The sequence below is a fragment of the Roseibacterium elongatum DSM 19469 genome, assembly GCF_000590925.1.
In the GTDB taxonomy this organism is placed as follows: domain Bacteria; phylum Pseudomonadota; class Alphaproteobacteria; order Rhodobacterales; family Rhodobacteraceae; genus Roseibacterium; species Roseibacterium elongatum.
Genome location: NZ_CP004372.1, coordinates 2,916,183 through 2,940,617 on the forward strand (window position 1 = coordinate 2,916,183; position 24,435 = coordinate 2,940,617).

24 protein-coding genes are annotated in these 24,435 nt (G+C 66.3%); 4 read left to right on the forward strand and 20 right to left on the reverse strand.

The genetic code is table 11. The annotated features are described in order from the left end of the window. Positions 1-125 precede the first annotated feature (125 nt). Complete coding sequence (locus tag ROSELON_RS14210; RefSeq protein ID WP_025313002.1) at positions 126-614, forward strand: acyl-CoA thioesterase; 489 nt, start codon at positions 126-128, stop codon at positions 612-614. Here the strand turns inward: ROSELON_RS14210 and pgi are convergent. The 8 genes from pgi to ROSELON_RS14245 all read right to left on the reverse strand — a co-directional run bounded on the left by pgi (position 611) and on the right by ROSELON_RS14245 (position 7,615). Next, complete coding sequence (gene pgi, locus ROSELON_RS14215) at positions 611-2,224, reverse strand: glucose-6-phosphate isomerase (RefSeq protein WP_025313003.1); 1,614 nt, start codon at positions 2,222-2,224, stop codon at positions 611-613. The genes ROSELON_RS14210 and pgi overlap by 4 nt on opposite strands. A 23-nt stretch (positions 2,225-2,247) precedes the next feature. Continuing rightward, on the reverse strand, positions 2,248-2,922 hold the full coding sequence (gene pgl / locus ROSELON_RS14220; RefSeq protein ID WP_025313004.1) for a 6-phosphogluconolactonase: 675 nt from the start codon (positions 2,920-2,922) through the stop codon (positions 2,248-2,250). After that, positions 2,922-3,089 (reverse strand): hypothetical protein, encoded by a 168-nt coding sequence (locus ROSELON_RS19235; protein ID WP_407059662.1) that lies wholly within the window; start codon positions 3,087-3,089, stop codon positions 2,922-2,924. The genes pgl and ROSELON_RS19235 overlap by 1 nt, the downstream gene beginning before the upstream one ends. Beyond that, the gene (zwf, locus tag ROSELON_RS14225) at positions 3,079-4,368 is read right to left on the reverse strand and encodes a glucose-6-phosphate dehydrogenase (RefSeq protein WP_407059663.1); all 1,290 of its coding nucleotides are present in this window, start codon (positions 4,366-4,368) and stop codon (positions 3,079-3,081) included. Before zwf ends, ROSELON_RS19235 begins: the two co-directional genes overlap by 11 nt. A 132-nt stretch (positions 4,369-4,500) precedes the next feature. Beyond that, a complete protein-coding gene (gene speB / locus ROSELON_RS14230) occupies positions 4,501-5,457 on the reverse strand; it encodes an agmatinase (protein WP_038650462.1) in 957 nt (318 codons plus the stop codon). A gap of 55 nt (positions 5,458-5,512) precedes the next feature. Then, entirely contained in the window at positions 5,513-6,109 is a 597-nt protein-coding gene (locus tag ROSELON_RS14235; protein WP_025313005.1) for an HNH endonuclease, read from the reverse strand. Positions 6,110-6,308: 199 nt separating this feature from the next. Further along, positions 6,309-6,989, reverse strand: a complete 681-nt coding sequence (locus ROSELON_RS14240) for an alpha/beta hydrolase (RefSeq protein WP_025313006.1) — start codon at positions 6,987-6,989, stop codon at positions 6,309-6,311. Beyond that, positions 6,986-7,615, reverse strand: coding sequence for a DNA-3-methyladenine glycosylase family protein (locus tag ROSELON_RS14245; protein WP_025313007.1), 630 nt, complete (start codon positions 7,613-7,615; stop codon positions 6,986-6,988). Before ROSELON_RS14245 ends, ROSELON_RS14240 begins: the two co-directional genes overlap by 4 nt. 141 nt (positions 7,616-7,756) lie before the next feature. Here ROSELON_RS14245 and ROSELON_RS14250 point away from each other — a divergent pair, with 141 nt between their 5' ends. Continuing rightward, entirely contained in the window at positions 7,757-8,998 is a 1,242-nt protein-coding gene (locus ROSELON_RS14250) for an MFS transporter (protein ID WP_025313008.1), read from the forward strand. A gap of 63 nt (positions 8,999-9,061) precedes the next feature. On the opposite strand, the gene ROSELON_RS14255 is transcribed toward ROSELON_RS14250, so the two are convergent. The 4 genes from ROSELON_RS14255 to cysS all read right to left on the reverse strand — a co-directional run bounded on the left by ROSELON_RS14255 (position 9,062) and on the right by cysS (position 13,698). Further along, entirely contained in the window at positions 9,062-9,832 is a 771-nt protein-coding gene (locus tag ROSELON_RS14255) for a squalene/phytoene synthase family protein (RefSeq protein WP_025313009.1), read from the reverse strand. Beyond that, entirely contained in the window at positions 9,829-10,551 is a 723-nt protein-coding gene (locus ROSELON_RS14260; RefSeq protein ID WP_025313010.1) for a class I SAM-dependent methyltransferase, read from the reverse strand. The genes ROSELON_RS14255 and ROSELON_RS14260 overlap by 4 nt, the downstream gene beginning before the upstream one ends. A 56-nt stretch (positions 10,552-10,607) precedes the next feature. After that, the gene (cimA, locus tag ROSELON_RS14265) at positions 10,608-12,227 is read right to left on the reverse strand and encodes a citramalate synthase (protein ID WP_025313011.1); all 1,620 of its coding nucleotides are present in this window, start codon (positions 12,225-12,227) and stop codon (positions 10,608-10,610) included. 91 nt (positions 12,228-12,318) lie between these two features. Next, complete coding sequence (gene cysS / locus ROSELON_RS14270; RefSeq protein WP_025313012.1) at positions 12,319-13,698, reverse strand: cysteine--tRNA ligase; 1,380 nt, start codon at positions 13,696-13,698, stop codon at positions 12,319-12,321. Positions 13,699-14,059: 361 nt separating this feature from the next. Between cysS and ROSELON_RS14275 the strand changes: the two genes are divergently transcribed. Together ROSELON_RS14275 and ROSELON_RS14280 are read left to right on the forward strand one after the other, a co-directional pair. Then, positions 14,060-14,224, forward strand: coding sequence for a hypothetical protein (locus tag ROSELON_RS14275; RefSeq protein WP_198020761.1), 165 nt, complete (start codon positions 14,060-14,062; stop codon positions 14,222-14,224). Positions 14,225-14,299: 75 nt separating this feature from the next. Then, the gene (locus tag ROSELON_RS14280; protein ID WP_025313013.1) at positions 14,300-15,481 is read left to right on the forward strand and encodes a pyridoxal phosphate-dependent aminotransferase; all 1,182 of its coding nucleotides are present in this window, start codon (positions 14,300-14,302) and stop codon (positions 15,479-15,481) included. A 3-nt stretch (positions 15,482-15,484) separates the two neighbouring features. Here ROSELON_RS14280 and ROSELON_RS14285 read toward each other — a convergent pair whose 3' ends face one another. The 8 genes from ROSELON_RS14285 to ROSELON_RS14320 form a co-directional block, all read right to left on the reverse strand. Further along, entirely contained in the window at positions 15,485-16,093 is a 609-nt protein-coding gene (locus ROSELON_RS14285; protein ID WP_025313014.1) for an outer membrane protein, read from the reverse strand. A gap of 314 nt (positions 16,094-16,407) precedes the next feature. Further along, positions 16,408-17,013: an outer membrane protein gene (locus tag ROSELON_RS14290; protein WP_025313015.1), complete on the reverse strand. Its 606-nt coding sequence runs from the start codon at positions 17,011-17,013 to the stop codon at positions 16,408-16,410. A 199-nt stretch (positions 17,014-17,212) separates the two neighbouring features. Next, positions 17,213-17,854 carry a bifunctional 4-hydroxy-2-oxoglutarate aldolase/2-dehydro-3-deoxy-phosphogluconate aldolase gene (gene eda / locus ROSELON_RS14295; protein WP_025313016.1) on the reverse strand — a complete coding sequence of 214 codons (642 nt, stop codon included), beginning with the start codon at positions 17,852-17,854 and terminating at the stop codon, positions 17,213-17,215. Positions 17,855-17,910: 56 nt separating this feature from the next. Then, positions 17,911-19,716, reverse strand: a complete 1,806-nt coding sequence (edd, locus tag ROSELON_RS14300) for a phosphogluconate dehydratase (RefSeq protein WP_025313017.1) — start codon at positions 19,714-19,716, stop codon at positions 17,911-17,913. A gap of 78 nt (positions 19,717-19,794) precedes the next feature. Continuing rightward, on the reverse strand, positions 19,795-20,556 hold the full coding sequence (locus ROSELON_RS14305; RefSeq protein ID WP_025313018.1) for an SDR family NAD(P)-dependent oxidoreductase: 762 nt from the start codon (positions 20,554-20,556) through the stop codon (positions 19,795-19,797). A 63-nt stretch (positions 20,557-20,619) separates the two neighbouring features. Next, a complete protein-coding gene (locus ROSELON_RS14310; protein WP_025313019.1) occupies positions 20,620-21,510 on the reverse strand; it encodes a YiiX/YebB-like N1pC/P60 family cysteine hydrolase in 891 nt (296 codons plus the stop codon). A 33-nt stretch (positions 21,511-21,543) separates the two neighbouring features. Next, the gene (locus ROSELON_RS14315) at positions 21,544-22,677 is read right to left on the reverse strand and encodes an ABC transporter ATP-binding protein (RefSeq protein ID WP_025313020.1); all 1,134 of its coding nucleotides are present in this window, start codon (positions 22,675-22,677) and stop codon (positions 21,544-21,546) included. A gap of 78 nt (positions 22,678-22,755) precedes the next feature. Further along, positions 22,756-24,429, reverse strand: a complete 1,674-nt coding sequence (locus ROSELON_RS14320) for an alpha-glucosidase family protein (protein ID WP_198020762.1) — start codon at positions 24,427-24,429, stop codon at positions 22,756-22,758. Between the last annotated feature and the right edge of the window lie 6 nt (positions 24,430-24,435).

Here is a 24,435-nt window from a genome sequence, read left to right on the forward strand (position 1 = left end):
TCCGGTCTGGGTCTGACGTTAGGGTGTCGAGAGCTGTGGAAAGGCTCTGGTCAATCCGCGACACCATGGGGTGAAAACGCGCAAATCACCTTGCCTGTCGCGGCGCGGCGCGGCAGATCGGGGACATGCTGCGCTATCACACCCCGCTTGACGCCCCGACCCTGCGATCACTGGGCATCCCCGAGCCCTGGACCTTCGGGCTGGCCGACCGTGTCCGCTTTGGCGAGATCGACGCCCTGGGGCACGTGAACAACACCGCCTATCTGCGCTGGTTCGAAAGTTTTCGCCTGCCGTATCTAAAGGCGCGCAAGGTCACCGATTACGGGCCGAACAGCCCGCGCCTGGTGCTCAAGAGGACCAGTTGCGACTACTTGGCCGAGATGTTCTCGGGCATGGATTACATCGTGACAGGGCGCACACGGGCCATGCGCACCACCTCTTTCACGATGGAATTCGCCGTCTGGCTGCCGACCGAGCAAGGGCCCGCCAAGCAGACGGCCGCGGGCGAGGCCATCATCGTGCTGCTCGATCGTGACGGACCGGGGCGCTATGCGATACCCCAGGAAGGCCGCACCGCTTTCACGAAAGAAGATGGCGCAATTTCCGAGGTTTAATCGGCTGACCTGAAGCTTTGCGCGAAGGCGACGAGTTGTCGGGTGGAGCCATCCTTGTCGCCGCCATCCGCATCGCCGGCCAGCACCGGCTCGAGCGCCTTGGCCAACTCCTTGCCCAGTTCGACACCCCATTGATCGAAGGAATTGATCCCCAGGATCACGCCCTCGACAAAAACCCGGTGTTCGTAAAGGGCGATGATCTGACCCAGAACGAAGGGCGTCAGCTTGCGGTACATCAACGTGGTCGAGGGGCGGTTGCCGGGAAAGACGCGGTGGCGGGCCTGACGTTCCAACTCGTCGCCCGACAGACCTTTGTCCGACATGAGCGCGCGTGCCTCGTCCAGGCTGCGACCGCGCATCAGCGCCTCGGACTGGGCCAGACAATTGGCCAGAAGCAGCCGGTGATGATGGGCAAGGCCCGGCTCGTGCCCCTCGGCCGCCGCCAGAAACTCGCACGGCACAATACGCGTGCCCTGGTGAATCAGCTGGTAGAAGGCGTGCTGTCCGTTCGTGCCCGGCTCGCCCCAGACGATCGGGCCGCTATCGCGCTGCAGGTCGCTGCCATCCATCGCCACGCGCTTGCCGTTGCTTTCCATCTCAAGCTGCTGGAGATAGGCCGGCAAGCGTGACAACCGCTGGTCATAGGGCAGAACCGCCCGCGTCGCGTGCCCCTGCACCTGGTTGTGCCAAATGCCCACCAGAGCCAGCAGAACCGGCAGGTTGTCGGCCATGTCGGCCTCGCGGAAATGGGTATCCATCGCGTGGCCGCCCGAAAGAAACTCGGCAAACTGCGCGGGGCCAATGGCCAGCATCAGGCCCAGCCCGATCGGCCCCCAAAGCGAATACCGCCCGCCGACCCAATCCTCGAAGCCGAAAACGCGCGCCGGGTCGATCCCGAAGGCCGCCGTCTTGTCAGTGGCCGACGACAGCGCCACGAACTGGCTGGCCGGCTCGGCCACCTCGGCCGCCATCCAGGCGCGCGCCGTCTCGGCATTGGTCATGGTCTCGATGGTGGTGAATGTCTTGGAGGCGACGATCACCAACGTGGTTTTTGGGTCAAGGCCTTGCAAAGCGTCGTTTATATGCGCCCCATCTACATTGGAGACGTAGTGCAGCCGCGGGCCATCGTGGTAGGGCGCAAGCGCCAACGTCGCCATGGCAGGCCCCAGGTCCGAGCCGCCAATGCCGATATTCACGACATCGGTATAGGCCCCGCCGGCCCCCGTGATCGCCCCGCTGCGCACGGCCTCGGCGAACGCGGCCATGCGCGCGCGGGTCTCCAGAATGCCGGGCACGACATCGACGCCATCGACGCGCACGCTGCCGCCGGGGGCGCGCAAGACCGTATGAAGGACGGCACGATCCTCGGTATCGTTGATCCTTTCGCCCGCGAACATGGCATCGCGGCGCGTCTCGACGCGCGCGGCGCGCGCAAGCTCCAGCAGCAGCGACAAGGCGCCGGCATCGATCTGGGTCTTCGAGAAATCGAACAGCAGCCCATCGACCCGGCGCGAGAAATCCGCCGCCCGGTCGGGGTTGTCGAACAGCGACAGGATGCGCCGCCCCGACTTGGCCGCGTTATGCGCCGTGAGATCCGACCAGATACCCATGTTTTTCCGTCCTCGTTCTCAGATCAGTCCGCCCAATGCACGGTCGCTTGCGCCAGCACGGCACGCACAGGGGCCTTGTCGGGCGACAGATGCGCCGCCCGCTCGATGGCTGCACGTTTCTCGGGGCCGGTGATGACGATATGGGTGCGCAAGGCCCCTTTGAGCACCGGCGCGCTCAAGGTGATGCGCGGCTCTCCGGCCCCGTCGGCGCGCATGGCGACCAGCGGCGGCGCCTGGTTGCCAAGGGCGAGCGCAAGATTGTCTGCGCCGGGAAACAGGCTGGCGGTGTGCATGTCCGCCCCCATGCCAAGCAGCAGAACCGAGATCGGCAGATGCGGCTTCAGGCCCAGTGACAACTCGTCCAGCGCCTCTTCGGGGGTGGGCACCGGCGCATAGAGCGGCACCAGGGTGGCCGCCGCCGCCCGCGAGATCAGGAAACGCTGCTTGAGCAATGCGGTGTTCGAGCGCGGGCTGTCTTCGCCGACCCACCGCTCGTCGTTTAGCACGACCGAGATCCGGTCCCAATCGAGCGCTTGTTCGCTGAGCACGTCGAAGATGGGCCCCGGCGTCGTGCCACCGGGCACGGACAAGGTGGCGCGATCCTCGTGCAGCAGGGTTTCGGCCAATTCGCTGGCGATAAGATCGGCCAGATCCAGCATCATGGCCTCGCGGTCGGGATATTCGATGAGGTTCCGCATCAGCTCAACTCCCGCCAGCGTCGGCTGTCCCGGTGCATCAGGATGGCGCTTTCCTCGGGTCCGGCGCTACCCGGCTCGTAGGGGACGGGGCGATCGCCGCGCTCCTGCCACGCCTCGATCAGCGGGTCGGTCCAGGCCCAGGCGGCCTCGACCTCGTCACCGCGCATGAACAGGGTCTGGTTGCCGCGGAGTCACATCCATGATCAGGCGTTCATAGGCGTCGGGCACATCGGCCGCCTCGGGGCCGAGCGCATCGGCAAAGCTCATGTCCAGCGGCACGTCGATCAGGCGCATGCCGCCCGGTCCCGGCTCCTTGATGGTGACGCTCAGATCGATCCCTTCGTCGGGTTGCAGGCGGATCGACAGCACATTGGGCCGGCTGCCCGCATCTTCGTCGAAAATCGAATGCGGCGGTTCCTTGAAGATGACCACGATCTCGGATTTGCGCGCCTTCAGCCGCTTGCCGGTGCGCAGGTAGAACGGCGTGCCGTTCCAGCGCCAATTGGCGATATGCAGTTTCATGGCAATGAAACTCTCGGTCCGGCTGTCGGTTTCCTCGACATCCTCGGCATAGGACGGCGTGTCGCCAGCCTCGTACTGGCCGCGCACGATATCCTTGGCGCTGACGGGTTGCAGGGCGCGGATGACCTTGAGCTTTTCATCGCGCACGGCGTCCGGCTCGAACCGGCTGGGGGGTTCCATCGCCGTCAGGCAGAGCAACTGCATCAGGTGGTTTTGCACCATGTCCCGCATCGCGCCGGACTGGTCGTAATAGGAGCCACGCCCTCCCACACCGACCGCCTCGGCAACGGTGATCTGCACATGATCGACATATTGCGCGTTCCATAGCGGTTCGAACAGCACATTGCCGAAGCGCACGGCCATCAGGTTCTGAACGGTTTCCTTGCCCAGGTAGTGATCGATCCGGTAGATCTGGCCTTCTTCGAAATGGGCCGCCAACGTCGCGTTCAGCGCCCTGGCCGTTGCCAGATCCCGACCGAAGGGTTTTTCCACGACAATCCGCGCCGCGCCATGGGCGATGCCGAAGCGGTGCAGACGCTCGGCCAGATCGCCGAACAAGGCGGGCGCGACGGAAAAGTAGAAGGCCTGCACCACATCGTCGCGCATCCGCGCCTTGAGATCGGACCATCCCGCCTCGCCCCTCGCATCGACGGCGATGTAGTCGAGCTTTTCCAGAAAGACGTCGACATGGGCCTCGGTCAGCGCGGGCGATACGAACTCGCTCAGGCTGTCGGCCACCCAACTGCGCCATGCATCTGGGGTTTGCTCGGTCCGCGCGGCCCCGATGATCCGGGCCTCTTCGGGCATCTGCCCGTCGCAGAACCTGCGAAAAAGCGCCGGCAGGATCTTGCGGCGGGCCAGGTCGCCGGTGGCGCCGAAAATGACAAGATCAAACGACTCGACCGGGATGACTCGCGAAACCATAAGGTGCTCCAAATCGTGACTGTTAGCGCTAACGGCTTTTGTTTCACAGGCGATACACCGCCCGCGCCCGCGAGTCCAGCACCCTGCGCGGCGGCTGGGATCGCCCGCAGCCTATCATGTCCGACGCCCGTGTCAGGACTGCATTGCGCAAATCAGTTCGAACAGGATCGACGCGCCCAGCCACGATGTCGTGCCCGAGGGATCGAAGGGCGGCGAGACCTCGACCAGATCGCTGCCGATGATGTCGAGCCCCCGCAGCGCGCGCACGCATTGCAGCGCCTCGAAACTGGTGGGGCCGCCGACCTCGGGCGTGCCGGTGCCCGGCGCATAGGCCGGATCGACGAAATCGATGTCGAAGCTCACATAGACAGGGTCGCTTCCGACCACGGCGCGCGCCTCCTCCATGACCGAGGACCATCCACGCGCCATGCAGGTCTCGATCGGCAGGATATGCACCCCCTTGTCGCGCCCGTAGTCGAAATCCGACGTGTTGTAGGCCGTGCCCCGCATCCCGGCCATGAAGGTGCGATGCGGGTCGATGCAGCCCTCTTCGATGGCCTGCCGGAACGGGTTGCCATGGGTCAGGGTCTTGCCGCCGAAATAGGGTGGGTAGAGATCGGTGTGGCTGTCCAGCAGGATCAGGCCGAAGGCCGCGCCCCGCGCCCGGCGCAGCGCACGCAAGACCGTCAGCGTGCACAGATGGTCGCCCCCGACCATGACCGGGCGGATCTGCCTGGACAGCATCGCCGCAATCGTCGCCTCGGCCGCCGACAACGCCTCGTCCTGATTGACCGGGCTCATGGCGACATCGCCCATATCGGCGCAACGCGCTGCCGAAAACGGCACCTGCCCCGTCGCACGGTTCATCTCGCGGATCATGGTCGAGGCATCGCGCAGGCCCCGCGGCCCGTGGCGGGCGCCGGGGCGGTTCGACGTCGCGCCGTCCCATGGCATGCCGATCAGGCCGATTTCGACCTCGTCGGCGCGCGGATCGTCCGGCGCGATCTGCGGCAGGCGCATGAAACTGGGCACACCGGCATAGCGCGGCAGCACGGCACCGGAAATCGGGGTCCAACGGGTCTCGCTCATCGGGGCGCCTCTCGGGGTCACGTCACAGCGAGGCTAGCGCCGCAACGCAGGGCTGTCACGCCTCCAGCTCGGCATCCCAGTAAAGGAAATCGAGCCAGCTTTCATGCAGGTGGTTCGGTGGAAACTTTCGCCCCATGTTGCGCAATTCCTCGGCCCCGGGCTGACGCGGTGTCTTGCGCAGGGCCATGCCCGACTGGCGCAAGGATTTGGACCCTTTCTTCAGGTTGCACCTGGAACAGGCCGCAACGACGTTTTCCCAGCTGGTGATCCCGCCACTGGCGCGCGGCACGACATGGTCGAAGGTCAGATCGCCGCGGGCGCCGCAATACTGGCAGGAAAACTCGTCCCTCAGAAAAAGATTGAAGCGCGTGAAGGCCACGCGCTTCTGGGGTTTGACATAGTCTTTCAGCACAACCACCGAGGGGATGCGGATCTGGGTCGAGGGTGAATGCACGAAGGCGTCGTACTCGGCCACGATCTGCACCCTGTCCAGCCAGACCGCCTTGACGGCCTCCTGCCAGGGCCAAAGGGACAGGGGATAATAGCTGAGCGGCCTGTAATCCGCGTTCAGAACCAGCGCCGGATGGTCCTTGAGCGCCCCTGGCTCTCTCACGAAGTGGGTTCTGAATTCCGCCTCGGTCGCACCTTGCATCTGTGACTCCGTCCTCGCCCTGACTGCCCACGTTTTCGGCACCAGAGCGGGAGCACCCGCCCCAGCCATGCGCCCACTATATCTAGCCCTACCCATGCGGCAAGAAAAACTAGATGCTGTGGGTGTCGCGGGTCTGTTACCGCAGGATGCTGACAGTTTCGTGACGATTGGCTGGGCGTTGTGCGCAAATACCGGGCCGCTAGCCGCCCCCCCCTTCGATCCCAAGCTTGTCCCGCAAAAAAGCCAGCGCAACAGACAACCCATCGGGCGCAATCCCGTGCGCCGTGCCCTTCATGATATGGGCATAGACCTCGTCCCAGCCCGCCTTTTGCAGCGCCTCGGCGGCCTCGGGCAGGGATTGCGGCGGCACCACGTCGTCGCGGTCGCCATGGATCAGCAGAACCGGCGGGCGCACGACCACCTCTTCGGCCAGACCGTCCGGCTGCATCAGGCGCCCCGAAAAGCCAACCACGCCGGCAAAAGCCTCGGGCCTGCGGGGGGCGACATGCAGGCTCATCATCGTGCCCTGGCTGAAGCCCACCAACGCCACCTGTGCGGCCGACAGCCCTTCTTCCTCCATCATGCGGTCAAGAAAGGCGTTCAGATCCTCGATCGCCCGCGCCATGCCCTCGGCCGACTGCTCCTCGGAGGATCCGTCGATCCAGGGTATCGGGAACCACTGAAACCCCATGGGGTTCATGGCGGACCGCTCTGGCGCGTCCGGGGCCACGAAAACGGTGTCCGGCATGTGCGGGGCCAACGGGTCGGCGAGGCCCAGCAGATCCTTGCCGTCGGCCCCATAGCCGTGCAGGAAAATCACAAGGCTCGACGCCTTGCCCGATGCGGCCGGTTTGCGGCCATAGTCCAGAACCCGTGTCACAGCGCCCCCTCGCGATCGGTTTCCCACCGGTAGTAGACCCACAGCGCCCGCGCGGCAACCGCCCGCACCGGCGACCATTCCGCGGACATCACGCGCAGGGTCTTTTCACTTGGCCGCTCAGCCATGTAGAACAGCCGGCGCGCCGCCTCCTGCAAGGCCAGATCCCCGGCGGCAAACGCATCGCCATGGCCGAGGGCAAATGTGGCATAGATCTCAGCGGTCCAACGCCCGATGCCCGGCAGCGCGATCAGGGACGCGACCACCGCCTCGGTATCGGCGGCGCGCAAGGCGGGCCAATCGACGCCGGCATCGGCCAAGGCCCTGACATAGCGCATCTTGGGCCGGCTGAGGCCGCAGCCGCGCAAGGCGTCCTCGGACGCCGCGGCCACAGCCGGCTCGGTGCTCAGCCCGGCCGCCTCCAGCCGCGCCCAGATCGCCGCAGCACTGGCGGTCGACACCTGTTGTGCGACGATCGCCTGCATCAGCGCGCCGAACCCGTCCGACCGGCGCCGCAACGGCAGGGGACCCGCCGCCACGATCGGGGCAAAGCGCGGCTCGAGCGCCACCAGACGCGCTGCACCGCGGGCCAGATCCGCCGCGGTTTCGATCCGGGAGTTGCCGCTCACCCGCCCTGCCCCTTCATCTTGGCCAAAAACCTCTCCGGGGAGCGCGAGGGGTGGAAAACCCCTCGCTGCGCCACGTGTGCCACCATCGCCCCGGTCCGCGCCCTCTGGACCGAACGCCCGCCATCCTATACCCGTCAGGCCATGACCGACGCCAGCCTGACCCCAGAAGACATCGCCGGAGACAGCCGCGCCAGACGCAATGTCGCCGTACTCGTGGCCGCGCAAGCGATCCTCGGCAGCCAGATGCCGATGATCTTCACCGTCGGGGCGCTTGCCGGCCTGATGATCGCCCCCAGCCCGGCGCTGGCCACGATCCCGATCTCGCTGATCGTGTTCGGCTCGATGACGACGGCGCTCTGGCTGTCACCGCTGATGCAGCGCTTCGGGCGGCGGGCCGGGTTCTTCATCGGCGCGGTGGCCGGCGCCATCGGGGCCGCGATCTCGGCCTATGGCCTCTGGAGCAACAGCTTCGCCCTGTTTCTGGCGGGGTCCTACGTCACGGGCATCTACATGTCGGCGCAGGGCTTCTACCGTTTTGCCGCCGCCGATACCGCATCCGAAAATTTCCGCCCCAAGGCCATTTCCTACGTGATGGCGGGGGGGCTGATCTCGGCGCTGATCGGCCCGCAGATGGTCAAGCTGACGACCGATGCCACGGTCATTCCATTCCTCGGCAGCTATGTCTTCGTGGTGCTCATCAATCTTGTGGGCATGGCGCTGTTCCTGTTTCTCGATCTTCCCAAACCCACGGCGGCGCACCGCGCGGCGACCAGGGCCGGCGCCGGGCGCAGCTATGCCGAGTTGCTGCGCGATCCAAGGATTGCGGTCGCCATCATTTGCGGCATGGTCTCCTACGCGCTGATGAACCTGATGATGACCTCGACGCCACTGGCGGTCGTCGGATGCGGCTTCACCACCGGATCGGCGGCCGATGTGGTGTCGGCCCATGTGATCGCGATGTTCGCGCCATCCTTCGTCACCGGCCACCTGATCGCGCGGTTCGGCGCGATGCGGATCGTGGCGTTGGGGCTGTTCCTGCTGGCGCTGGCCGGGGCCGTGGCCCTGAGCGGGGTCGAGCTTTACCAGTTCTTCGGCGCGCTCGTCCTGCTGGGCGTCGGCTGGAATTTCGGCTTCATCGGGGCCACGGCGATGCTGACACAGGCCCACGAGGTGCACGAGCGCGGCCGCGTTCAGGGTTTGAACGATTTCCTGGTCTTCGGCTGCGTGACGATCGCTTCGCTGGCCTCGGGCTTTCTGATGAGTTCGGGAACCGATACGCAGGCGGGATGGACCGCCGTGAACATCGCGATGATCCCCTTCCTTGCGCTGGCAGGGGGCGCCTTGATCTGGCTGGCCCTGCGGCCGCGCGACATGCTGGTCTAGGGCGACCGCCCGACGGATCATACGCGGCATCACACCGGCCCCGGCCGCATGCCCGCGCCGCGCCTACCAGCGCCCGGTCAGGGACAGGCGCAGCAGGCCGAGCCGCGACGCCGCCTCGCTTTGGCCCAATGTCCCCTCGGCCACGCGCACGGGGGTGCGGGCCGCCTGGGTCAGGATCGCCTCGGCCTGCCATCCGGCAAAGAGCGCCGGCGCCGCCGCGCGTGGCACCGTCCGGCGTGCCGCCCGCGCCGCCTCCAGCCGCGCCAGGCCCTGCCGCGCTAGGTCGGCCACGGCCTCGGGGCGGCCATCGACAAGCGGCACGCGGCCGCGCGCCGCAAGCTCCGGCACCGCACGCAGGAACCCGGCCAGCGCGGCGGCCCAGGCATGGTCGCGCACCGCCCGCTCGGCCGCCTCGGGCGCGCCCAGCAGCCGCGCCGCCGCCCAGGCGAGGTTGCTGCCGGTTGCCGCGAGATACGCGTCGAAATGCGCCTCGTCCTCGAACGGATCGCGGTAGATGTCCCACCGGCGTGCGGCGATCAGCCCATCCAGCAACGGCGCCACCTGCGGGTCAGCCACCTGTGCCAGCGGGGCCGCAACCTCGTGGGCGCGCGGCGGGCGGGCCGCGGCGATCTCTTCGACCACGTCGCGCCAGAATTGCAGGCGCATCTCGGCGATCATCGGCTCTTTCGTGACCCAGGGGGCGCGGCTGACCTCGATATTGAAGGCATAGAGCGGGAACAGAACCTCGCGCGCCGCGACGGGCGCGGCCATCGTGGCGCGAAACCGCTCGGGGTCGGCGCGCGCGACCAGCTCGGCACAGGATGCGACGCTCATGCCGGCCGCACCACGCAAAGAAGATAGCCGGTTTCGCGCCTGTGCGCCCACCAGGCGCGCGCCTCGGTCTCGGCCTCGTCCAGCACGGCGGTCAGGCGCGGGTCGGCGCCCTGGCGGAGGGTTGCCACGCGATCCAGCAGCGGGCGGAAATAGCTTTCCCAGCCGATATCGGTGATGCGGCGCGTGGCCAGCGTCTCGAACCCCGATGCGGTCACGCGCGCGGCAATGCCGCGCGCATCCGTCAACGGCGCGTGACCCTGCCAAAAGTCGACGGCGCCCTGGCTGGGACTGTCCGAAAACAGGCAGGGCTCGGAAAACGCGATGACCCCGCCCTTGGTCAATGCACCGCGCCAGGTGGTCAGGGCCGTCTCGATCCCGGCGAAATAGACCGCGCCCGCGCACCATATCAGGTCGTAGCGATCCGGCAGATCGAGGTAATCGCCCACACGCAGCGTCACGCGGTCATGTTGGCCCCAGCGCGCCCGGGCGGCCTCGATAAACGGGGCGTGGCGGTCGATCGCCGTTACATGGCCCTCGGGCGCGGCGCGCAGCAAGGCCCCGATATCGCCCCCCGGCCCCGAGGCGGCATCGCAGATCCGCGCCGCCGGCTCCAGGCCCGCAACTTCGGCGGCCCAGGCCACATCCGCCGTTTCGCCCGGCCCCTCGCGGGGCAGGTCGGCATGCAGGATGAAGAAGTTTTCGGCGTCGAACGCGCCCATGTGAGCCCCCATGTCAGCCCCTTGTGAACGGTCCGCGACGGGTCTGTCCCCACCCGTCAGATAGCGGGCGCCCCGTCGCGAACCAGTTTCCATTCGATCGCATCCAGCAGCGCCTCGAAACTGGCATCGACGATATTGGCGCTGACGCCCACGGTGGACCAGCGCCGCCCGGTTGCATCCTCGCTGTCGATGACGACGCGGGTGACGGCCTCGGTCCCGCCCTGGGTGATGCGCACCTTGAAATCCACCAGACGAATATCGTCGATATAGGATTGGTAGGGCCCCAGATCCTTGCCAAGCGCCTTGGCCAGTGCGTTCACCGGGCCCCGGTCGCTGCCGGTCTGATCCATCGACTCGGACACCGACAGTTTCTTGTCGCCCCCGATCTTCACCACGACCACGGCCTCGGACAGGCTGACCGTCTCGTTGTACTTGTTCTTGCGCCGCTCGACGGTGACGCGGTAGCGCTTGACCTCGAAAAAGCGGGGCATCTGCCCCAAAGCGCGCCTTGCCAGCAACTCGAAACTGGCCTGCGCGGTGTCGTAGGAATAGCCCTGATCCTCGCGCGCCTTGATCTCCGTCAGGATCTCGGCCAACGCGGGGTTTGCCCTGTCCACCTCGATCCCGGCCTCCGAGAGCCGGCGGCGCAGGTTCGACTGCCCGGCCTGGTTCGACATCGGGATGATGCGGGCATTGCCCACCTCGGCGGGGTCGATGTGTTCATAGGTGGCCGGGTTCTTGACGATGGCACTGGCATGCAGGCCGGCCTTGTGCGCAAAGGCGGACGAGCCGACATAGGGCGCAGCCCGCGTCGGCACGCGGTTCAGGATGTCGTCCAGCATGCGGCTGATGCGCGTGAGGCGCTTGAGCGCGTCGCGCGTGATCCCCGTTTCATAGCGGCTGGCCCATGGCTCCTTGAGCAGCAGGGTCGGAACAAGCGTGGTCAGGTTGGCATTTCCGCAGCGCTCGCCCAGCCCGTTCAGCGTGCCCTGAATCTGGCGCGCCCCGGCCTCGACCGCCGCCAAACTGCCCGCCACGGCGGTTTCGGTGTCGTTATGGGTGTGAATGCCCAGCCGGTCGCCGGGAATACCGGCGGCGATCACCTCGGCCACGATGCGCCCGATCTCGCCCGGCAGCGTGCCGCCATTTGTATCGCACAGCACGATCCATCGCGCCCCGGCGTCCAGCGCCGCGCGGCAACAGTCCAGCGCATAGGCCGGGTTGGCCTTGTAGCCGTCAAAGAAATGCTCGGCATCGAAAAGTGCCTCGCGCCCTTGGGCCACCAGATGGGCGAGTGAGGCGCGGATAGTCTCGACATTCTCGTCGAGCGTGATCCCGAGCGCCTCGGTGACGTGGAAATCATGGGTCTTTCCCACAAGGCAAACACTGCGCGTGCCCGCATTCATCACCGCCGCCAGCACATCGTCATTCTCGGCAGACCGCCCCGCGCGCTTGGTCATGCCGAAGGCCGTCAGCGTCGCCCGCGTCTCGGGCGCGGCCTCGAAAAACGCGCTGTCGGTGGGGTTGGCGCCGGGCCAGCCGCCTTCGATATAGTCGAGGCCCAGATCATCGAGGGCTTGCGCGATGCGCTGCTTCTCGGGGGTCGAAAACTGCACGCCCTGCGTCTGTTGCCCATCGCGCAAGGTGGTGTCGTAGAGATAAAGCCGCTCGGTCATCTGTAGGCTCCGCGTAGGGCGGGACGTGTCCCGCCATCCCCTCGCGGCGGAACACGTCCCGCCCTACGGGCTGCTCGCACGCACACCGCGGTCATGACAAACCCTCCAGCCTGGCCGCGTCAAAGCCCGGCCCGGGAACCAGCTCGACCCCCGATTTCGACATCCGCACCTCGATCCCGGCCTCGATCAGGGCCGATTTCAGGCGATCCACCTCGGAGAAATCCTTGCTCTCCATCGCCGCGGCCCGCGCGGCGGCCAAGCGGTCGGCATGGGCGGACAGATCGACATTGTCGCCCAACCAACCCGCCATCTCCTCGGTCAACAGGCCCAGCAGTTCAGCCGAGGCTTTCAGCGCGGCCGCGTCGCCCTCGCCCGCCAGACGATGCAACACCGTGATCGCCCCGGCGGTGTTAAGATCATCGGCCAGCGCGGCCAGAACATCGGGGTGAACGGCCCCGGCCTCGGCGCCCTCGACCATGGCATGCCATTTGCGCAGGGTCTTTTCCGCCTCGGCCGCCTTCTTGGCGGTCCAGTCCATCGGTTTGGAATAATGGGTCGAGAGAAAGACGAAGCGGATCACCTCGCCCGGCACGGGGGCCATGCCGTCATGCCCGTCCAGCACATCGCGCACGGTGAAGAAATTGCCAAGGGACTTGGACATCTTCTTGCCCTCGACCTGCAACATCTCGTTATGCATCCAGATATTCGCAAACCCGCCCTCGGGATGGGCGCAGCAGCTTTGCGCGACCTCGTTCTCGTGATGGGGAAACATCAGATCGTTGCCGCCGCCGTGGATGTCGAAGCTTTCGCCCAAAAGCGCATAACTCATGGCCGAGCATTCGATATGCCAGCCGGGTCGGCCCCGGCCCCAGGGGCTGTCCCAGCCGGGCAGATCGTCGGTGGAGGGTTTCCACAGCACGAAATCCATCGGGTCGCGCTTGTAGGGTGCCACCTCGACGCGGGCGCCGGCGATCATGTCCTCGACCGAGCGGCCCGACAACGCGCCATAGGCGGGGTAACTGGCCACCGAAAACAGCACATGCCCCTCGGCCTCATAGGCATGGCCGCGCGCGATCAGGTCGGAGATCATGGCGATCATCTCGGCGATATAGGCGGTGGCGCGCGGCTCGTGGTCTGGGCGCAGGTTGCCCAGGGCGTCCATGTCGTCGTGATACCAGCCGATGGTCTCTTCGGTGATCTCGGCGATGGGGCGGCCCGTGGCGGCGGCGCGCGCGTTGATCTTGTCATCCACGTCGGTGAAGTTGCGCACATAGGTCACGTGCCCCGCGCCATAGACATGACGCAACAGCCGGTAGAGCACATCGAACATGATGACATTGCGGGCATTGCCCAGATGCGCGCGGTCATAGACCGTGGGGCCGCACAGGTAGATCCGCACATTGTCGGGGTCGATCGGGGTGAAGGCCTCGACGCTACGGGTTTTCGAGTTTCTCAGGCGGATCTGGACCATCTTGCGGACCTTTCGTCGTCGCTTGCGCGCGAGGGGGCCTAGCAGGTTCGACCCGGCTTTGAAACCTCGGAGTCGGGCGCGCCCGGATCGGCGCGGCCATCGCCCCGATGCGGCCAACCCGCCCGAGGCGACAGGGCCGCAACGACCGCAGATCATGGCGTGAAACCGGGGGTGTCATTCCAAAACGAGCCGCGATAAATTGATATCATGCGCGAACATTTCGTTGACACCCATTGTCAAACCCTGCCCGGAACCCTGCGGACGACGCCGTTCGGGCCCGGAACGGTCGTCTGGAAGATCGAAAGCCGCATGTTCACCGCTTATACGGTGGGGGGCGGGCCTGTCGGTGCGGTTGAACGGGATGATCGCGGCAGGCGTGCTGATGGAACAGGGGCGCGCCGCGTCCCATGCATGGCTGCCCGACGGGGCCTGGGCGATGCTGCCATGGGAAACCTCGCCCGATGAACTGCGCGCACGCATCAACCAAAGCTACCTCATGGTGCTGCGCGACCTGCAGCCGCGCTGATCCGCGCGCCCTTGTGGCCAGGGCGAAAAACTGGCTGGGTGCACCCGCGCCTGTCCCCCGCCGCGGAGATCCCCGATGCCGAAACTTTCCCGCCAGATCACCGGCCTGACCGGCAACGGCGACGATGGCTGGTCGCTGTTTTCGCGCGCCCGCGCCATGAAGGCCGCCGGTCTGCCCATTCTGGAGCTAACCATCGGCGAACATGACACAGGCACCGACCCGGCCATTCTGGACGAAATGCACCGCGCGGCCCGTGCCGGCCACACCGGCTATGCCGCTGTGCCGGGCATCGCGCCCTTGCGCCGCGCCGTGGCCGAGCACCTTGGCGCGGCCACCGGGCGGGCGTTTGGCCCGGAAAACGTATTGATCACGCCCGGCGGGCAAGCGGCCCTTTTCGCGGCCCATCACGCCGCCTGCGATCCGGGCGATCATGCGCTGCTGATCGATCCCTATTACGCGACCTATCCGGGCACCATTCGGGCGGTCGGGGCGGTGCCGGTCGCCGTGCCCACCCGCGCCGAGGTCGGATTTCAGCCCGAGGAAGCCCGCCTCGCCGCTGCGGCCGAGGGCGCGACAAGTCTGCTGATCAATTCCCCCAACAACCCGACCGGCGCGGTCTATGACGAGGCCACCCTGGCCGGCATCGCCCGCGTGGCCGAAGCGCAGGACCTTTGGGTGATTTCGGACGAGGTCTATGACAGCCAGGTCTGGCAGGGCCGGCACGTGCCCTTTGCGGCGCTGCCGGGCATGGCCGACCGCACGCTGACGGTCGGGTCGCTGTCGAAAAGCCATGCGATGACCGGCTCGCGCCTGGGCTGGGTGGCTGGCCCGCCCGAGGCAATCGAGCGGCTCATCACCCTCGCCACGCACACGACCTATGGCGTGCCCGGCTACATTCAGGAGGCCGCGCTTTTCGCCCTGCGCAGCGGCCCCGAAACCGCGGCCCGCGTCGCGGCCCCGTTCCTGCGTCGGCGCGACATGGTGCTGGCGTGTCTGGCGCGCCAGCAGGTCCTTTCGGCCATTCCGCCGCAGGGCGCGATGTACGTGATGCTGGACGTGCGCCGCACAGGCATGACGGGCCGGGGCTTTGCCGAGGCGTTGCTCGATGCCGAACATGTCGCCGTCATGCCGGGCGAAAGCTTTGGGTCCGCGGCGGCAGGGCATGTGCGCGTGGCCCTGACCCTGCCCGACCCCGAGTTCGCCGAGGCCATCGACCGGTTGTTTGCCTTTGCCGTCCGCCAGGCCGAAAAGGTCTGACGCTCAGAATTCGTAGGCCACGCCCAGCCCGAGGCTGGTCAGACCGATATCGACGCCGGTGTTTTCAAAGTCCGTCACCTCGTGGCGGATCAGATCGACCGACACCAGGATGTTGTCGACCACGCGGTAATCCAGACCGATCCCGTAGAAATAGCCCATGTCGTCATCGTCGCCGAGACCGGTGTTCGAGCCGTAGAACCCGTTCACGCCGGCCGTGCCGTAAATCAGGGCCGAGCCCAGATCATAGCCGAACTCGAACCCGCTGCGGGCAATGGTGTCGATCGACGAATTGGTGATGTTGTCCTCGATCTCGCCATGCATGACCGAGATTTCGCCGCCCAGCACGTAGGACCCGAAATCGACACGGTAACCGAAGAAGCCGCCGTAGATTTCGCCCTCGATGTCGAAATCGACAACGCTCTCCACGACGCCATCGGTTCCGGCAAAGCTAAGACCGGCATAAAAACCGCCCCAGCTTTCCTCGGCCGGAAGGGGGGCGATGTAGGGCGCGGGCGCCGGTGCGGGCACCGTGCCGCCCGCAAGGGCGGCGCCGGCGACAAGGGTGGTGGCGGCGGTGGCGGTGGCGGCAAGGGCGCTCAGGCAACGGATCATGGGGCTCGTCCTTTATGTCTCGGGCCGCGCGGCTGACCGCGTGACGGACGCGATCGGGGCCGCAGGACCCGCTTGTGACTTTGTAAAAGCGGTAATCTGCGCTGGTCGCATCCACAACGTGCCGCGGCCGTGCCCCCGCCGACGCCGTGATCTTTCTGCAACGCAAAATTCCGGGATCTCGGCGAGAAACAGCGGCCGGGCCCTTTGGGATCGGCGGGTTTCCGCCGGTGGGCGGACAGCACCGCCGCAGCAGGCAGCAAAAGACCCGCCCCCATGGCGGGAGCGGGTCCATTCTGCCTTCTACGCGACGCGGATCAGAAGCGCAGGGCGGCGTTGATACCGAAGGTCGTGGCCGCGGCGTCGATCCCGGTATTGTCGAAATCGTCGAAGGTGTGGTGCAGCAGTTCGGCACCGACCGTCACGCTGTCGGTCACGGCATAGTCCATCCCGACACCGTAGAAATAGCCATCATCCTCGAGCGTGCCGCCACCCGCTGCGTCGATCGTGGCATAGGCGGCGCCGGCGGTCGCATACAGCAGCGCCGGACCGGCGTCATACCCGGCTTCGACGCCAAGGCGCTGAACCGAGTCGAGCGCACCGACATTGTCGATGTCGATATCGGCGGCGTTCAGATCCAACTCGGCACCCAGGACGATATCGCCGAAGTCGTAGCGATAGCCGCCGAACAGGCCGTAGAGCGCGCCGTTTTCATCCTCGTCCAGCGTCGGGCCGTCGGCTTCGGCCTGGCCGTATTCAAGCTGACCACCGGCGTAGAAACCCGTCCAGTCGGCGCTCACCGGCATCGGCGCGGGCGTCGGCACATAGGCCGGTTCGGGGGCGGGTTCGGCCACACCGCCCGCCAGCGCCGGAACTGCGGCCAGGCTGGCCGCGGCGATGCCTGCGACAAATGCGAATTTCATGTTCTAGTCCTTTCTTTTGCTCGAACGACCCACTCAGAAGCCCAATCGGGATGGCGGGCGTGTCATCGGATATGAGAACGAACCGCGAGATTGCCAATCACGCCTCTGTGTTCGGCAACTCCTTGCTAGACCGGCAGAAATCCGCTGAGAGCCAACGACGGAACGACGCCACGTCACCCTTGACGCGGCCCTGGGCGGATCACCGCTCGAGCGCGGCCGCTTCGCGCGCAAGCTGTGTGACGCGCGCCCAGTCCGCGGCGGCGACCGCCGCGCGCGGCGCCACCCAGGAGCCGCCGGCACACAGCACGTTGGGCAGCGCCAGATAGCTTGGCGCATTGTCCATCGTGACACCCCCGGTCGGGCAGAACGCCACCTTTGGCAGCGGTGCGCCAATCGCCTTGAGCGCCGGGGCGCCGCCAACCGCTTCGGCCGGAAAGAACTTGAGCATGTCGTAGCCGCGTTCGACCAAGGCCATGACCTCGCTGGCCGTGGCGGCACCCGGCAGCAGCGGCAGGTCCGCGTCGATACAAGCCTCGATCAGCCTGTCCGTGGCGCCGGGCGAGACACCGAATGTCGCCCCGGCCTCCTTGGCGGCGCGCACATCGTCAGGGCTCAGCAGCGTCCCGGCCCCCACCACACCGCCCGGCACATCGGCCATGGCCCGTATCGCCTCCAACGCCGCGGGCGTGCGCAGCGTGACCTCCAGCGCCGGCAGACCGCCGGCGACCAGGGCCTCGGCCAGTGGACGGGCCTTGTCGGCCTCGTCGATCACAAGGACGGGAATGATCGGCGCAAGCGCGGCGATATCGCGGGTTGCAGCGGATTGAGCCTGTGGATCCATGGATGAAACACCCTTTTCAGCGGATACAAACGTGTCTTTCGGCACGGGTGGCGCGGTCACACGACCACACCGGCCCCATCGGTGGCTGGCCCGGCCGTCTGGCGGAACAGCTCGAACAATTCGCGCCCGACCCCATGCGCATTGCCGCTCAGATCGGGCCGCACCGCGTCGCGGGCTGCGACCTCGGGCGTCAGGACCTCCAGCCGTCCGGCCACCGCATCGACGCGGACAAGGTCGCCATCGGCCAGTTTCCCCAGCAATCCGCCATCCAGCGCCTCGGGCGAGACATGGATCGCCGCGGGCACCTTGCCCGAGGCCCCGGACATGCGCCCGTCGGTGACCAGCGCCACCTTGTGGCCGCGGTCCTGAAGCACGGCGAGGATGGGGGTCAGCGCGTGCAGTTCCGGCATACCGTTGGATTTCGGCCCCTGAAAGCGCACGACGACCACGACATCGCGGTTCAGATCGCCCGCGCGGAAGGCGGTCTTCACGTCCTCCTGATCGTGGAACACGGCGGCGGGCGCCTCGATCACGTGGCGCTCGGACGCAACGGCCGACACCTTCATCACGCCTCGCCCCAGATTGCCGGACAGCTCGACAAGACCGCCGGTCTTCTGGAACGGATTGTCCACCGGGCGCAGGATCTTGTCGTTCAGGCTGTCGCGGGCGCCGTCTTCCCAGACCAGGGCATCGCCCTTGAGCTTCGGCTCTTGCGTGTAGCGGCCAAGGCCCCGCCCCGCGACGGTCAGCGTGTCGTCATGCAGCAACCCGGCCGCGAGCAGCTCGGCGATCATGAACTGCAGCCCGCCCGCGGCGTGGAAATGGTTCACATCAGCGAGGCCGTTGGGATAGACCCGCGCCATCAGGGGCGTGGCCGAGGAGATATCGGAAAAATCCGCCGGGTCGAGGATGACGCCCGCGGCCCGCGCCATGGCCACAAGATGCATCACCAGGTTGGTCGATCCGCCCGTCGCCATCAGGCCGACCATCCCGTTCACGAATGTCCGCTCATCCAGGATATGGCAAACCGGCGTGTAGTCGTTGCCAAGCCCCGTGATGGCGGCGGCGCGTTCGGCGGCGGCCTCGGTCAGCTTGTCGCGCAGGTCGGTGTTGGGGTTGACGAAACTCGCCCCGGGCAGGTGCAGACCCATGAACTCCATCAGCATCTGGTTCGAATTGGCCGTGCCGTAGAAGGTGCAGGTGCCCGGCCCGTGATAGGACGCCATTTCGGCCGCCATCAGCTTGTCGCGGCCGACCTCGCCGGCGGCGAATTGCTGGCGCACCTTGGCCTTTTCGTCATTCGGCAGGCCGCTGAGCATCGGACCGGCCGGCACGAACAGTCCCGGCAGGTAGCCAAAGGTTGCCGCCGCGATGATCAGGCCCGGCACGATCTTGTCGCAGACCCCGAGGTACAGCGCCGCGTCAAAGGTGTTGTGCGACAGGGCAACGCCCGTCGCAAGCGCGATCACGTCGCGTGAAAACAGGCTCAGTTCCATGCCGACCTGCCCCTGCGTGACCCCATCGCACATGGCCGGCACGCCGCCGGCCACCTGCGCCGTGGCCCCGGCACGCCGGGCGGCGGCCTTGATGCGGTTGGGAAAGGTCTCGAAGGGCTGATGCGCCGAGAGCATGTCGTTATAGGCCGTCACGATCCCGATATTGGGCGCGCGGCCATCCACCAGGGCCGTTTTGTCCTCGCCCATAGCAGCGTAGGCATGGGCCTGGTTGCCGCAGGTCAGATGCGCGCGGCGTGGCCCGTCTTCGGCCAGCCTGCGCATCCGGTCGAGATAGGTCGCGCGCGGGCCGCGCGAGCGGTCGATGATGCGGTCGGTGACGGATTTGATCCGGTCGTCGAGTGGCATGGGGCATCCCTCCAGTCGGTGTTGCCGGAGAGATAACCCGTTAGCGCTAACAATTCCAGTCCCGAATCGCGAAACCGCTCATGCGGGCAAGCGCAGCGCCCCGTCGATGCGGATCGTTTCGCCGTTCATGTAGGGCGAGGCGATCAGAAAGGCCGCCAGGCTGGCGAATTCCTCGGGCCGCCCGAGGCGCTTGGGAAAGATCACGTCGCGGGCCAGTTCCGCCATCATCTCGTCGCCCAGGCTCTCCAGCATCGGGGTCAGGAACAGGCCCGGCGCGATCGCATTGCATCGAATCCCCAGGCTGGCAAGGTCGCGCGCTATCGGCAGGGTCATGCCGGCGATGCCGGCCTTTGACGCGGTATAGGCCGCCTGCCCCTTTTGCCCTTCGAAGGCCGCAATCGATGCCGTGTTGACGATCACGCCGCGCTCGCCCTCGTCATTGGGGTCATTGCCGGCCATCTCGGCGGCGGCCAGACGCGCCACGTTGAACGACCCGACAAGGTTGATGTCGACGGTGCGCTGGAACGCGGACAGGTCGAAGGGCCCCGATTTGCCCACCGTCTTGGCCCCGGTCACGATGCCCGCGCAATTGACCACGGCGTTCAGACCGCCCATCGCCGCCTTGGCCGCGGCAATTCCCTGCAGCACCGCCTCTTCCTTGGTGACATCCACCTCGTGAAAGCTGACGCCTTCGAGTTCGGTTACCAGCGCGGCCCCGTCATCGCCCCCGATATCGAAGATCGCGACACGCGCGCCCTGCCCTGCGAGGTATCGAACGGTTGCCCCGCCAAGGCCCCGCGCGCCGCCGGTGACGATGACCTTTGCCTGTGTGATTTCCATGTGCCGCGCTCCTCCGCCGCTTTAATGAACACTTGTTCAATTAACAGCCCGCGCGGGCCGAGGTCAATTTCCCTCGCGCGGACCCGCATCGTCCCACGCCTGCCGGATCCGCCATGCCAGATCGCGCGTGGACAGCGCCCGTGCCCCGCCCCGCGCGTTGGTTTCCACATAGCCGACCACGGCAAACGGCAGATCGCCGGTCAAGGCCCCGGCCACGATCGCGTCAATCAGGATGGTTTCGCGCCCATAGGCGGTCAGCCGCGGCAAATCGGCGGCCGGATACATCAGGGAAATCAGTTCGGCACAAAACAGATGGCTGGGATCGGCCGCATCGAAGCGCATGTCGAACGGCACGCCCATATGGGAGATGCCCCGGCGCAGGATGGCGGCGCGGTTTCCGGTTTCGGGCCGCAGGATGACCACCGCGTCGGTGTTCAAGACAGTGGCGGGGTCGATCAACCGAACGCCCCCATCGACGGCCTCGAGGAACACCGCCCCCGCGCGTATCTGGTCACGGTATGGCGCCAAGGCGGGCAGATGCCACAGACCGGCGGCGCGCAACTGCGCCTCGGTGCCGATATAGACCGCGCCATGGGTGAACTGCCCCGGGATCAGGTGGCCGGACATCCGGTTCTCGGAATGGACAAAGACGGTATCGAGAGGGCGCAACGCCTCTTGCACGATGCGGGTCGCCTCGGCCTGTCGTGTCATGCGCCCGGGCCGCAACTGGATCAGGCCGATCTGGCGCAGAAGCTCGATATTGGCATCGGCGATGCCGATCATCCAGTCCGGGTAGGTCTCGTCTGCGCGGCAGCACCCGGCGACCAAAGCCGCGGCAGGCTCGGGGCCGCGGCTGGGCAGATCGGGGATCGGCGCGGCACCACAGGCCGCGAGGCCGGCAATCGCGCCCCCTGCCCCGGCCCACCGGCATATCGACTGACGGATCCTGCCCATGCCGTGCGCTTAGCACAGGCGGGGGCGCAGCGCCTAGTGCGGCTGCACACCGGGCAGAAAGACCTTTTCGTCGCGATAGAGCAGCGAGATGCCATCGCGGAAAACATGCACCTTTTCCGGCGCTGCCGTCAGGTGCACCTCTTGCCCGCGCTTGTCCTTGTGAATGCCCGTGAGCTTGCCGATGACCGGGTCATGGTCCGGTGCCGATTTCTCGAAGTAAAGCAGCGTGACCTCGCCCAAAGCCTCGGTGATATCGACCTTGCCGGAATAGGCGTAATCGGCCCCGTCCGTCTGGACCATGTCCTCGGGGCGGATGCCGACCTTGACCTCGGCCCCCTCATCCTCGGGGCGCGAGGGGTAATGCGACGTGATGGTGCCCGCGCCTTCGTGCAGTTGCAGGATCGTCGTCTCGCCGGTGCCGACGATCCGCCCGCCCAATAGGTTCATCGACGGGCTGCCGATGAATTGCGCGACAAAGGTCGAATTGGGCCGTTGATACAGATCCAGCGGGCTGCCGACCTGGGCGATGCCCCCCCCGGCCAGAACCACGATACGGCTGGCCAGCGTCATCGCCTCGACCTGGTCATGGGTGACGTAGATCATGGTGCTGTCGGGCATCTGTTCCTTCAGCTGCGCGATCTCGATCCGCGTGGCGACACGCAGCGCTGCGTCAAGGTTCGAGAGCGGCTCGTCGAAGAGATACACCTTTGGGTCGCGCACGATGGAGCGCCCGATGGCCACGCGCTGCCGCTGCCCGCCAGACAGGGCCTTGGGAAGACGATCCAGGAAATTGGTCAGTTGCAACTTGTCGGCCGCCGCGCGCACCGAGCGGTCGATCTCGTCCTTGGACTTGCCTGCGATCTTCAAGGCGAAGGCCATGTTGTCGTAAACCGTCATATGCGGATAGAGCGCGTAGGACTGGAACACCATGGCGATGCCGCGTTCCGACGGGGGCACGTCATTGACGACCATCCCGTCGATTTCCAACGTGCCGCCGGTGATCTTTTCCAGCCCGGCGATCATCCGCAGCAAGGTGGACTTGCCGCAGCCCGAAGGGCCGACGAAGACGATCAACTCGCCGGTTTCGATCTCGAGATCGATGTCGCGCAGCACCTGAACCGTGCCGCCATAGGTCTTTTCGACATCGCTCAACTTGAGGTTCGCCATTGTCCCCGTCTCCTCCCAAATCCTGTCCGCGCCACCCCGGCCATGGTCCGCCACCGCATGGCGCGGCACGTCTTTTTGTCAGCCCGCCCCGGCCCTGTCCGTTTCCGCCACGCCGAAGAACGCCTGATAGGGTGGCAGCGTCACTTCGCCGTCGCGCATCACGGTGGTGAAGGGGGCGCCCAGATCCTGCCGCCAGTCACCCTCGGGCAGGGTCACCGGCTGGCCCGCATTGGTCAGGTTGAAGGCGCAGAACAGGCGCTGGCCGTCGTGGTCTCGGACAAAGGCCACAACCCCGTCGGCGGCGCGGATCAGCTCCATCCCGCCCTTTATCAGTGGCGGATAGCTGTGGCGGAACCCGACCATGGCGCGGTAGAAGCCAAGCGTGCTGTCGTCGCGGCCCTGCTGTTCGCTGACCGCGCGTTGCAGATGCTCGACCGCGACCGGCAGCCAGGGCTGTGCATCGGAAAACCCACCATTCTGGTTGTCGGAAATCCACGGGATCGGCGTGCGGCAGCCATCGCGGCCCTTGAACTTGGGCCAGAAGCGGATGCCATACGGGTCTTGCAGATCCTCGTAAGAGACATAGGCCTCGGTCAGGCCCAGTTCCTCGCCCTGATAGAGGCAGATCGACCCACGCAACGACATCAGGAGTGCCGCGTAAAGGCGCCGCGCATCTTCGCCAAGGTTCCAGCGGCTGGCATGGCGCACCACGTCATGGTTGGAAAACGCCCAGCAGGCCCAGCCATCGCCGATCGTCGCCTCGTAATCGGTGATCACCTCGCCCACGCGTTCGGCGGTGGGCGGGATCGAGGCGAGGAACTCGAAGGAATAGCACATGTGCACCTTGTCGTCGCCGCTGGTATACTCCGCCTGGATCTGCATGCCGTACTGCGCATCGCCGACCTCGCCCACCATCGTGGCGGCGGGGTATTCATCCAGCAGCGCGCGCACCCGTCTCAGGAAATCCAGGTTCTCGGGCTGGTTCTTGTCATAGAGGTGTTCCTGCCAGTTATAGGGGTTCACCTCGGGCGCGATGGTGGCGTTGCGTCGCGCCGGGTCGAGAGCCGGGTTGTCGCGCAATTTCTGATCGTGGAAATAGAAATTGATCGTGTCGAGGCGGAACCCGTCCACACCCCGATCCAGCCAGAACCGCGCGATGCTCAGCAACTCCTCCTGCACCTGCGGGTTGTGCAGGTTCAGGTCGGGCTGCTCTTTCAGGAAATTGTGCAGGTAATACTGCATGCGGTCGCCCGACCATTCCCACGCCGAGCCGCCGAAGATCGACAGCCAGTTGTTCGGCGGGCTGCCATCGGGTTTGGCATCGGCCCAGACATACCAGTCGGCTTTCGGGTTGTCGCGGCTGGACTGGCTTTCGTGGAACCAGGGATGATGGCTGGAGGTATGCGACAGGACGAGGTCGATCAGCACCTTGAGCCCCAACTCATGCGCGCGGTGGATCAGCGCGTCGAAATCGCCGAGGGTCCCGAACATCGGATCGACATCGCGGTAGTCGCTGACGTCATAGCCGAAATCCAGCATGGGCGAGCGGAAGAACGGGCTGATCCAGATCGCATCGACGCCCAGTTCGGCCACATGGGGCAGACGGTGTATGATGCCGGCCAGATCGCCCACCCCGTCATGGTTGCTGTCCTGAAAGCTGCGCGGGTAGATCTGGTAGATCACCGCACCGCGCCACCAGTCGCGGTCGGGGGCGATCGTCTGATCCTGGGGAAGATCCTGCATTAGGTTCATGGGCGC

Bases quoted from the DNA above. Each gene is read 5' to 3' on its own strand.
- ROSELON_RS14290 (WP_025313015.1), bottom strand. From the start codon at position 17,013: ATGAAATTCGCATTTGTCGCAGGCATCGCCGCGGCCAGCCTGGCCGCA.
- ROSELON_RS19235 (WP_407059662.1), bottom strand. From the start codon at position 3,089: ATGCGCGGTGACGAGGTCGAGGCCGCCTGGGCCTGGACCGACCCGCTG.
- ROSELON_RS14315 (WP_025313020.1), bottom strand. From the start codon at position 22,677: ATGGCGAACCTCAAGTTGAGCGATGTCGAAAAGACCTATGGCGGCACG.
- ROSELON_RS14260 (WP_025313010.1), bottom strand. From the start codon at position 10,551: ATGGGCGCGTTCGACGCCGAAAACTTCTTCATCCTGCATGCCGACCTG.
- edd (WP_025313017.1), bottom strand. From the start codon at position 19,716: ATGCCACTCGACGACCGGATCAAATCCGTCACCGACCGCATCATCGAC.
- cysS (WP_025313012.1), bottom strand. From the start codon at position 13,698: ATGGTCCAGATCCGCCTGAGAAACTCGAAAACCCGTAGCGTCGAGGCC.
- ROSELON_RS14275 (WP_198020761.1), top strand. From the start codon at position 14,060: ATGATCGCGGCAGGCGTGCTGATGGAACAGGGGCGCGCCGCGTCCCAT.
- zwf (WP_407059663.1), bottom strand. From the start codon at position 4,368: ATGGTTTCGCGAGTCATCCCGGTCGAGTCGTTTGATCTTGTCATTTTC.
- ROSELON_RS14310 (WP_025313019.1), bottom strand. From the start codon at position 21,510: ATGGGCAGGATCCGTCAGTCGATATGCCGGTGGGCCGGGGCAGGGGGC.
- ROSELON_RS14235 (WP_025313005.1), bottom strand. From the start codon at position 6,109: ATGCAAGGTGCGACCGAGGCGGAATTCAGAACCCACTTCGTGAGAGAG.
- speB (WP_038650462.1), bottom strand. From the start codon at position 5,457: ATGAGCGAGACCCGTTGGACCCCGATTTCCGGTGCCGTGCTGCCGCGC.
- ROSELON_RS14305 (WP_025313018.1), bottom strand. From the start codon at position 20,556: ATGGAAATCACACAGGCAAAGGTCATCGTCACCGGCGGCGCGCGGGGC.
- ROSELON_RS14250 (WP_025313008.1), top strand. From the start codon at position 7,757: ATGACCGACGCCAGCCTGACCCCAGAAGACATCGCCGGAGACAGCCGC.
- ROSELON_RS14280 (WP_025313013.1), top strand. From the start codon at position 14,300: ATGCCGAAACTTTCCCGCCAGATCACCGGCCTGACCGGCAACGGCGAC.
- ROSELON_RS14285 (WP_025313014.1), bottom strand. From the start codon at position 16,093: ATGATCCGTTGCCTGAGCGCCCTTGCCGCCACCGCCACCGCCGCCACC.
- ROSELON_RS14210 (WP_025313002.1), top strand. From the start codon at position 126: ATGCTGCGCTATCACACCCCGCTTGACGCCCCGACCCTGCGATCACTG.
- ROSELON_RS14255 (WP_025313009.1), bottom strand. From the start codon at position 9,832: ATGAGCGTCGCATCCTGTGCCGAGCTGGTCGCGCGCGCCGACCCCGAG.
- ROSELON_RS14320 (WP_198020762.1), bottom strand. From the start codon at position 24,429: ATGAACCTAATGCAGGATCTTCCCCAGGATCAGACGATCGCCCCCGAC.
- pgl (WP_025313004.1), bottom strand. From the start codon at position 2,922: ATGCGGAACCTCATCGAATATCCCGACCGCGAGGCCATGATGCTGGAT.
- eda (WP_025313016.1), bottom strand. From the start codon at position 17,854: ATGGATCCACAGGCTCAATCCGCTGCAACCCGCGATATCGCCGCGCTT.
- cimA (WP_025313011.1), bottom strand. From the start codon at position 12,227: ATGACCGAGCGGCTTTATCTCTACGACACCACCTTGCGCGATGGGCAA.
- pgi (WP_025313003.1), bottom strand. From the start codon at position 2,224: ATGGGTATCTGGTCGGATCTCACGGCGCATAACGCGGCCAAGTCGGGG.